Source organism: Aggregatilinea sp. (genome assembly GCF_036822615.1).
Taxonomy (GTDB): domain Bacteria; phylum Chloroflexota; class Anaerolineae; order Aggregatilineales; family Aggregatilineaceae; genus Aggregatilinea.
This window is the reverse complement of record NZ_DAISHJ010000174.1, coordinates 1-8167: the sequence shown is the minus strand read 5'-3', so window position 1 is coordinate 8167 and position 8167 is coordinate 1. Positions and strand designations below refer to the sequence as shown.

7 protein-coding genes and 1 pseudogene are annotated in these 8167 nt (G+C 63.8%); 3 read left to right on the top strand and 5 right to left on the bottom strand.

All coding sequences use genetic code 11. The features are described 5' to 3' along the window. Positions 1-253, top strand: a 253-nt coding sequence (locus V7116_RS24625; protein ID WP_324394650.1) for a DinB family protein, incomplete at its 5' end; no start/stop codon positions are given. A 666-nt stretch (positions 254-919) separates the two neighbouring features. Here the strand turns inward: V7116_RS24625 and V7116_RS24620 are convergent. The 4 genes from V7116_RS24620 to V7116_RS24605 form a co-directional block, all read right to left on the bottom strand. Beyond that, complete coding sequence (locus V7116_RS24620) at positions 920-1714, bottom strand: ABC transporter permease (RefSeq protein ID WP_324394649.1); 795 nt, start codon at positions 1712-1714, stop codon at positions 920-922. Between the two features lies 1 nt (position 1715). Continuing rightward, positions 1716-2555, bottom strand: coding sequence for an ABC transporter permease (locus V7116_RS24615; RefSeq protein WP_324394648.1), 840 nt, complete (start codon positions 2553-2555; stop codon positions 1716-1718). Continuing rightward, on the bottom strand, positions 2552-3592 hold the full coding sequence (locus tag V7116_RS24610; protein ID WP_324394647.1) for an ABC transporter ATP-binding protein: 1041 nt from the start codon (positions 3590-3592) through the stop codon (positions 2552-2554). Before V7116_RS24610 ends, V7116_RS24615 begins: the two co-directional genes overlap by 4 nt. Before the next feature lie 213 nt (positions 3593-3805). Then, positions 3806-4759: a hypothetical protein gene (locus V7116_RS24605; protein ID WP_324394646.1), complete on the bottom strand. Its 954-nt coding sequence runs from the start codon at positions 4757-4759 to the stop codon at positions 3806-3808. Positions 4760-4961: 202 nt separating this feature from the next. On the opposite strand from V7116_RS24605, the gene V7116_RS24600 reads away from it, so the two are divergent. Then, positions 4962-5537: a YdeI/OmpD-associated family protein gene (locus V7116_RS24600; RefSeq protein ID WP_324394645.1), complete on the top strand. Its 576-nt coding sequence runs from the start codon at positions 4962-4964 to the stop codon at positions 5535-5537. A gap of 66 nt (positions 5538-5603) precedes the next feature. Here V7116_RS24600 and V7116_RS24595 read toward each other — a convergent pair whose 3' ends face one another. Continuing rightward, positions 5604-7925, bottom strand: a complete 2322-nt coding sequence (locus tag V7116_RS24595) for a non-lysosomal glucosylceramidase (protein WP_349258561.1) — start codon at positions 7923-7925, stop codon at positions 5604-5606. Here V7116_RS24595 and V7116_RS24590 point away from each other — a divergent pair. Then, positions 7837-8167, top strand: a pseudogene (locus V7116_RS24590) (HslU--HslV peptidase ATPase subunit); the annotation flags it as partial. The gene V7116_RS24595 and the pseudogene V7116_RS24590 sit on opposite strands and share 89 nt — an antisense overlap.

The following is an 8167-nucleotide window of genomic DNA, read 5'->3' as shown; positions in this document are numbered from 1 at the left end:
CGATCCGAACCCGCCGCCCGGTCCCGCCACGCGCACCTGCCCGCCGAACGGCTGGCCCGTCGCGCTGGCCTTCGCCGCCGAGCGCCAGATCACGCTCGATTTCCTTGCCGCGCTCCCCGCCGACGCCTGGGATCGCCCGGCGCGGCACAGCATCTTCGGTCCGACGACGCTGCTCGAAATGGCGAACTTCACGGCCCAACACGATCGCCTGCATCTGACGCAGCTTTGCCAGACGGTCCAGAAGTGCGGCTAAGAGCAGTTGTTAGCCAAGGCCAAGGCCAAACTCACGTGCCGCACATTTCCCCGTGCGGCGCGCGTTTTTTGCTCTTGTAGGGGGTGAGTTTCAAACTCGCCCTTTTCACTCAATGACGCGACTTCTGTAGAGGCGTATTGCGATACACCCCATGTGTACCAAGTCAACGGATTGGTAGGCGTCTGATCCCTACAATAAACAGGCAGTCAAGGAGCAAGTCGCCAGGTCGCATGTGCGTAGGGGGAGAGCTTGCTCTACCCGGCTTTGCTGACGGCGGGCGATGCTTGCATCGCCCCTACGAAAAGCAGAGTCGTCTAAGGCGCTGCTGAATGCTTAACTTGCCGTAGGGGCGTATCGCAATACGCCCCTACAAAAACCACGCGACTGTCTGCTTGTCTCCCCTCTCCAATCAAGTTGGCTGAGGGGGCGACAGTAACTTTTTCGCAGCGCATCGCACATGCTTCTATGGCATGTTTTGAGCGAGAGACTGCGAGATTCGGAAGAGACAGTGCGCGTTTCGTTGGCTATCTCTTCCCTCAGCAGAATCTAGTGTCGCCCCCTCAGCCAATCAAGTTGGAGAGGGGCTGGGGGTGAGGTGCCTTTGCCCTTGCCTTTGGCTAACCGCTAACCGCTAATCGCTAGCAGCTACCCGCTGCCCGCTGCCCCTCAAATATTCACATTGATCGCGCTGCCGCTCTCGTAGCGCCGCAGCCCCAGCCGGAACACGAGCACCAGCACCAGCGCGCTGGCCAGCGCCGCGCCCGCCAACCCCATCACCAGCGTGATGCTGTGCGTCTCCACCACCTTGACCGGGACCGCGCCCACGAAGCCCGCCGGGATCAGCGTGTACAGGATCAGCCGCATCGCGCCTTGAAACAGACCCATCGGATACAGTGCAAACGTGACCATCGCGTTCGCCATGTACGACGCCCACTGCGTCGCGTTACCGACGAAAAATGACAGGCAGCCCGCCGTCGCCAGGAAGCACGCGAAGATCACCGCCGCCAGCGCCGAGCACAGCAGGAACAGCCCGATCGACACCGGATCGTAATGCCCCGCCAGCAGGAACGCGACGAGGCCGAACGTCAAATCGCCCATCGAAAACGCGTCCATGCGGCTGAACAGCAGGTGCAGCACCACCGGACGGGGCAGGGTCAGGTAATAGTCGAGCCGCCCCTGAGCGATCAACGGCGCGACCTGCGAAGCATTGCCCGCCAGCGTGAACGCCAGCCCCCAGCCCAGCGCGACGATGGCGAACAGCAGGTAAATTTGCTCGATCTGGTAGCCGCGAATCTCCTGAAAACGGTCGAAGAACAGCAGCCAGAAGACGAAGTAGATCCCGTTGTTGATGAACATGCCCACGGCCTGCATCAAGAAGCTGGCGCGATATTCCATGATCCCGGCCAGATTGAGTTTGACCATGTGCAGTACGAAGCCGATTTCGTTCCCAATGCGCGCCATCTCAGCCCCCGTTGATGCTCACGCGGCGTGCGCCATAGCGGAACAGCACTGCGACACCGCTCCCCAGGATCGCCAGCCACACGATCTGCAAGCCGAGGATCTGCACGAACTGCGTCGAATCCCACGCGACGAACAGTTTCGACGGCCCGTACAGGATCAGGTTGAACGGCAGCACGCGTGCCACCGTCTGCACCGCGCCGGGCAAAAAGTCCACGGGCAGCAGCAGCCCGCCCAGCACGAAATTGATTTTCTGGTAGATCAGCCGGAACGCGGACGTGTCCTCGAAGAAGAACGCCAGCAGCCCGATCCCCGCGCTGAAGCAGTAATCGATCAGGAACGCGAACAGCGTCACCAGCAGCACGGCGGGCAGCGTCTCGATGCGGAACGTGTGCAGCGGGCCGACCTGCGTCAGCGCGATGACGGCCCCGAACACCAGCACCGAGATCATGCGGATGCCGACCGAGCCGAGGCCCGAAAACAGGTGATAGAGCACGTAGTTGTACGGGCGGCCCAGCGTATAGGCAAGGCTGCCGTCCTTCACCTCGTCCTGAATGGTGAACGATACGCGGATCTTCGACAGCTCGATCAGCTCCGCCCATACGAAATACCACAGCGTCTGGTTGAGCGTCAGCCCGCCGATCACGGTCGCGTCTTGCGCGGCGAAGGTCGCGTGCCAGAGCTGTGAGAAGATGAAGATGAACAGCACGATGAAGACGCCCTGGCCCGCCGCGTCCCATATGTAAGCGACGCTGTTCTGCACGTTGATGCGCATGATCGCGGCATATTTGTCGATCTGCGCGCGCGGCTGGCCGCGCTGTTGGGGGGCGGATATCGCGCTCATACGTCACCACCCGGTACGGGCCTGGCGTCAGGGTCGTGCTCGACCGTGACGGCTTCCTCGGCCAGATAAATCTCGCGGATGATTTCTTCCATCGGCGGGTCTTCCACGGTCAAGTCCACCACGGGCGCGTACTGCATCAGCGCGCCGATCAGGTCGTCCACCGGGCGGACGTGCGTGTCCAGTTCCAGCTTGACGCCCCACGTCCCGCGCTTGAGCAGCGTGGCGTTGCGCACCGAAAAGTCGTCGGGGATCGGCTGGCCGAAGCGCACGCCGACGATCTTACGCCGCAGAAAACGCCGCTTGAGCGCGCTGGTGCGATCGTCGAAGATCACTTGTCCGTGGTTGATCACGATCACGCGCTTGCACAGGCTTTCGACGTCGCCCGCGTCGTGACTGGTCAGGAAGATCGTCAGGTTTTCCTCGTCGTGCAGCGTGCGGATCGCATCGCGCAAGCTCTGCTTGGCGACCACGTCCAGCCCGATCGTCGGCTCGTCCAGGAACAGGATGCGCGGGCCGTGCAGCAGGCTGGCCGCGATCTCGCAGCGCATGCGCTGGCCCAGGCTCAGCTTGCGGACCGGCGTGTTCAGCAGGTCGGCCAGCCCCAGCGCCTCGATCAAAAACCCTTTGCGCCGCTGGAAGACCGCCGGGTCCATTTCGTAGATGTGCGAAAACAGCTCGAACGTGTCTACCGGCGGCAGGTGATACCACAACTGCGGCTTCTGCCCGAAGATGCTGCCGATCTCGTACGACAGCGCGCGGCGCTGCTTCCACGGCACGTACCCCAACACCTGTGCCTCGCCGCTGGAAGGGTGAAGGATGCCCGTCAGCATCTTAATCGTGGTGCTTTTGCCCGCGCCGTTGGGCCCGATGAACGCCAGCATCTCGCCTTCTTCCAGTTCCAGCGAAATGCCCTTCACAGCATCGACCGTCTGCCAGTCGGCATCGATCAGCGCGCGTATACTGCCGCGCAGGCCGGGTTGCTTGCGTTTGAGGCGGAATGTCTTTTTGAGATCCTTCAAGCTCACGACGGGCGCCATGATGTTTCCCTCCGGGGTAGGCGCAGGTGCTGCCTGCATTATAACCGGGGGCGTGTCGCGCAGTCTATCGCCAGCCGGGGAACGAAACAGGCCCGCAAACGTGCGGGCTTGCCGGGCGGGTTAAAAATCCGTCCCTATAGAATCACCGGGCACTTTGTTTGTCTCCCCTCTCCAACTTGATTGAAGAGGGGCCGGGGGTGAGGTGAAGTTACCTCAGTACGGAATCGCCAGCGTGGGGCAGTCCGTGCCGAGGTGCGCCTGGATCTCCTGCGCGGTTGGAGCCTGCATTTCGAACAGGAAGAAGCGCCCGTTCACGATGCCCAGCGTGCCGTCGGGCAGGAAGCCCGTCACGTAGCAGCCATAATAGGCCGCGAGGCTGCCGTCGGTTTGCTGGCCGACCAGCACCGCCGGGATATACCCGTCCAGGTAGGCGTGCCCGGCGGCTGCGCCACCTTCTACCGCATCACCCGGATAAACGTACACGTAGGAGGTGTTCCCGTAGCCCGTGCGGAACGCCTCGAACGGCGGGCGGTAATCTTCGGCGGGCTGGCCGTTTGGCTTGGGGCCGGGGATCGGCTGGAGCCACATCGCGTACGCCAGATCGTACTGGCCCGCGTTGATCAGGTCGTAGTAATTCAGCAGCAGCCCCTCCATTGCGCTGGCCGTTTTGGGAGCTAGGGGCAGGGTGGTCGCGTCGGCGCTGCACGGCTGCTGGAGCATCATATCGACGCTCGCCTGATCCGGCGCGGTCGTGTCCATCACCTGTACGAAATTGCTGCCCGTGATCAGCCAGCGCGCGTTATTCAAACCCAGATTGAAGCAGCCGGTATAGGTCTGCACGCTGCCGTCCGTCTCGTAACCGAGCAGCACGGCGCGCACCGTTCCAGCGGATAGGGCGGCTTGCGCGCTCTCGAACGCGCCGAAATACGGCACGACCCGCTGCGTGGTGGAGAATCCGTTCTGGAACGCGTCGAGCGTCTGGGTGGGATTGGCCCACATGCCATACGCGGTCGCGTAGTCCTGCATATTGATCGCCGTGTAGTAGTGGTACAGTGCGGCCTGGGGCGATGGAATCGCGTCCGTCTGGGCCAGGGCTGCACCGGGGACCGCTGCCAGCGTGGTCAGCACGACCAGGGCGGTAGCGAGCAGGTATCGAAGTCGCGGCATAGCGGTACTGGAATCCTTTCTCTGCATGCTCTGTTCACTTCAGGCATCTTAAACCCGTTCTCCCGCGCCTACATGACCCGATCGACCCGTTAACCCAACGCTTACCCACCTATTCTGGTTCCCTGCATGATTGACGGAATCAGAACGCGTGTGCTAAAATTACACTCGGATCATCCGGTTTTTAGCGGAGAGGAAACTGCCTGTGGACGTCACCTTTTTCGAAACGCCGGACGACTTCCGCGCGTGGCTGGATGCGAATCACGACTCCGTGACCGAGCTGTGGGTCGGCTACTACAAAAAAGGAACTGGGAAGCCGAGCATGACGTGGCCGGAGTCGGTCGATCAGGCGCTGTGTTACGGCTGGATCGACGGCATCCGCAAAAGCGTGGACGACGAAAGCTACACGAACCGCTTCACGCCGCGACGCCCCGGCAGCAATTGGAGCGAGGTCAACATCAAGCGCGTGGAGGAACTTAGCGCGCAGGGCTTGATGCAGCCCGCCGGGCTGCGTGCGTTCGAGGCGCGCGATCACGGCAAGCGCCAACAGTATTCGTACGAGGCGCGCCACCGCGATCTCGATCCGGCCCTGGAAGCACAGTTCAGGTCCAATGAACCTGCCTGGGCGTTTTTCCAGTCGCAGGCTCCGTCTTACCGTAAGGTGGTGACGGGGTGGGTGATGAGCGCCAAACGCGACGAGACGCGCCAGAAGCGCCTCGCGGAACTGATCGACGTGTGTGCGAGCGGGGAGCGGCTCCCGCAGTTCATGCGCCGCAAATAACGCCGCTCTCCATTTCCCCGGCTTTCTTCGCCCGCTTTCTTTCCCGAAAGAAAGCGTTTTTTGCTTTTACCGCCGTTCGAGCGCGGTCTCCATCGCCCACACCGCCAGCGGACGCATGTACATCGCGGCGCGGAAGTCGCCCGCCGCGTCCCAGGCTTCCGGTGTGCGGAACCACAGCGCGCCCGTCTCGTAGACGTGATGGTACAGGCCCCACGCCGTCGCCCAGGCGTCGTCGTCCAGCCCTTCGAACAGCATGTGCGCGGCCAGCATCCAGGTCGTCCCGGCCCAGACTTCGCTGGCCTGCTCGCCGTCTTCCACCGTGCCGTCGGGACGCATTCCGTTCACCGCGCCCATCTGGCCGTCGTTGAAGCCCTGCACGTTGTGCGTATAGATCGCGTCCAGCGCGCTGTCCACATGATCCGGCGGCAGCACCGAAAGCCCGCTGATGGTGGCGTACCATTCGCCCGCCAGCATATCGGCCATGATCGTGTCGGACGTCTGGTCATAGTCGAAGTACGTGCCGTTCCACAGCGCCGCCTCGTAAGCCTCCTGCGCGGCGGCGAGGCGGTCGCCATATTCGCTCGCGGCGTCTTCGTCGCCAACGATCAGTGCCATCTCGCGCATGGCCGCCAGCGCGCCCAGCCACAGCCCGCCGCTGTAGGCGCTGACGCCCGTCGCGGGCCAGGTATCGTAGGTCTGGTCGGGGATGCCCTCGTTTTCGGGGATGCCGTCGCCGTCGTGATCCATCGCGCCGAGGTAGTCCATCGCGGCTTGTGCGGCGGGCCACATCTCCTTGATCAGCTCTGGCTGGTCGAGCAGCACCGCGTCCCGGTAGAGCCGCTGCACGAATTTGGCGTTGAGGTCTTTCCAGCCGTTGACGTCTTGCCACGTGAACGCGTTCGGGCGCAGCCACGGTGATTCGCCGGGCGTGCCCATATCGTGCGGCACGGCCCCCAGCACTTTGCGCTGCATGGGTTTGCCGTTGTAGTACCCGACCCGGAACATGCTCGTGTCCTCGTAAAACACCGATGCCGCGAAGTCGCGCATTATGCTCAGTTCGATGTCCGGCCACAGTTCCAGCGTGGCAAACGAGGCGTAAAAGTCCACGTCGAACGTGTTGTAATACGGGTAGTCGAAGCATTCCAGGTATGCGAAGTGGCCCATATAGTCGGCGGGCGGCTCCGGTTCCCCGACCTTGCCGTGTTCCCACGCGGTGCCGCCGTCCGCGAGATAATACAGCTCGTTGAACAGGGCGGTTTTGTACCACTCCGGGCGCGACTCGTCGGCCAGGATCGGGTCCTGCCACGCTTCGATCGCGCTGCGCCACGTGTCCCGCTGCGCGATGCTCTCGGCGGCGATGTCCCACGCGTGATTGCCGTCCCGCCCGAAGAACGCGGTGTAGCGCTTGTACCACTGGTCGCCGCCGCTGAACGCCATCACGGGCAGATCCCACGCGAGCGCGAACGGCGCCTCGATCGTCTCGCCGGGGGCCAGCGTGAACGTGATCGCCACGCCGGAAGCTGGGGCGTCGCCGCTGGCGGAAATCGTCTGGTCGTCCACGTTATCCAGCGCGCCGTCGGTGGAGAAATCCTGCCAGATATCCGCGCCGCTGCTGGTCACCTGGAACCGCGTGCGGTAGCTGACCGAAACGCCGGGCGTTTCCAGCGCGGCCAGTGCGATCGTCCCGCGCGAATCGTTGCTGGCGTTCGCGCTCAGCGTGCCCATCTCCACGCCGACCAGCCGCCCCTCTGGCGTGTCCTCGCTGACCGCCCGCTGAATCCGCCCCTCCGGTGTGCCGAGGAAGCTGGCGAAGGTGAACATCACGCCGACCGTGACCGGGTCGTCTGTCGGGTTGCTGGCGGTCCAGTTGAATAGCGCGACCGGGTAGCTGCTCGCCTCGTAGTCGCCGGGGATGATGGGCGAAAACTGCTCGACACTCAGATCGACGGGCAGCGCGTCCCAGTCGTAGACGAACCACGAGCGCGGGTAGAGCGCGTAGTACGTGCCCGCGCCCACCGGATAGTTCCACTGCCACGCGGCGAGCGTTTCCGCGGGCGCGCCGGTCCACAGCGCCTGCGCGATGCTGCGGCTGCCTTGCTGCGCGTAGACGCTGAACATGTCCGCCGGGGCCGTTCCGTACGCGTGCGCCCCGGTCCTGATGTGCCACCGCGCGAAGTTGCCCGCGTACGTGCGCGCGAATGTGCCCGTGCCCAGCCCGCCCAGCGGCGCGCCTTGAACCGGCCCATCGTCGATGGTCGGGAAGCCGGTGACTTTTGTGTGGGCCGCGTCCTCGACCGGCAGCCCGGCCTCGGACAGTCGCACGTCCACGCGCGAAAAGCTGCGCACCCTGTGGCGCGGCGGCAACCTGGACGACCGCGAGGTGGACATGGAGGTGGAGGAATCCGGCGGGCCGCAGGTGGGCGTGTTGTCCATGCCGGGGCTGGAGGACGTGGGCTCGCAAGTGCGCGACATGTTCAGCAAGGTCTTTCCCTCGCGCCGCAAGCGCCGCCGCATGAAGGTGCGCGACGCCTTCAACCAGCTGGTGCAGGAGGAGGCCGACCGGCTCATCGACCACGACCGCGTGGCCGACCTGGCCCGCGAGCGCGTGGAGCAGACCGGCATCATCTTCA

Excerpts from the sequence above, each read along its gene's own strand:
- V7116_RS24620 (WP_324394649.1), bottom strand. The coding sequence starts at position 1,714 with ATGGCGCGCATTGGGAACGAAATCGGCTTCGTACTGCACATGGTCAAA.
- V7116_RS24615 (WP_324394648.1), bottom strand. The coding sequence starts at position 2,555 with ATGAGCGCGATATCCGCCCCCCAACAGCGCGGCCAGCCGCGCGCGCAG.
- V7116_RS24610 (WP_324394647.1), bottom strand. The coding sequence starts at position 3,592 with ATGGCGCCCGTCGTGAGCTTGAAGGATCTCAAAAAGACATTCCGCCTC.
- V7116_RS24605 (WP_324394646.1), bottom strand. The coding sequence starts at position 4,759 with ATGCCGCGACTTCGATACCTGCTCGCTACCGCCCTGGTCGTGCTGACC.
- V7116_RS24595 (WP_349258561.1), bottom strand. The coding sequence starts at position 7,925 with ATGTCCACCTCGCGGTCGTCCAGGTTGCCGCCGCGCCACAGGGTGCGC.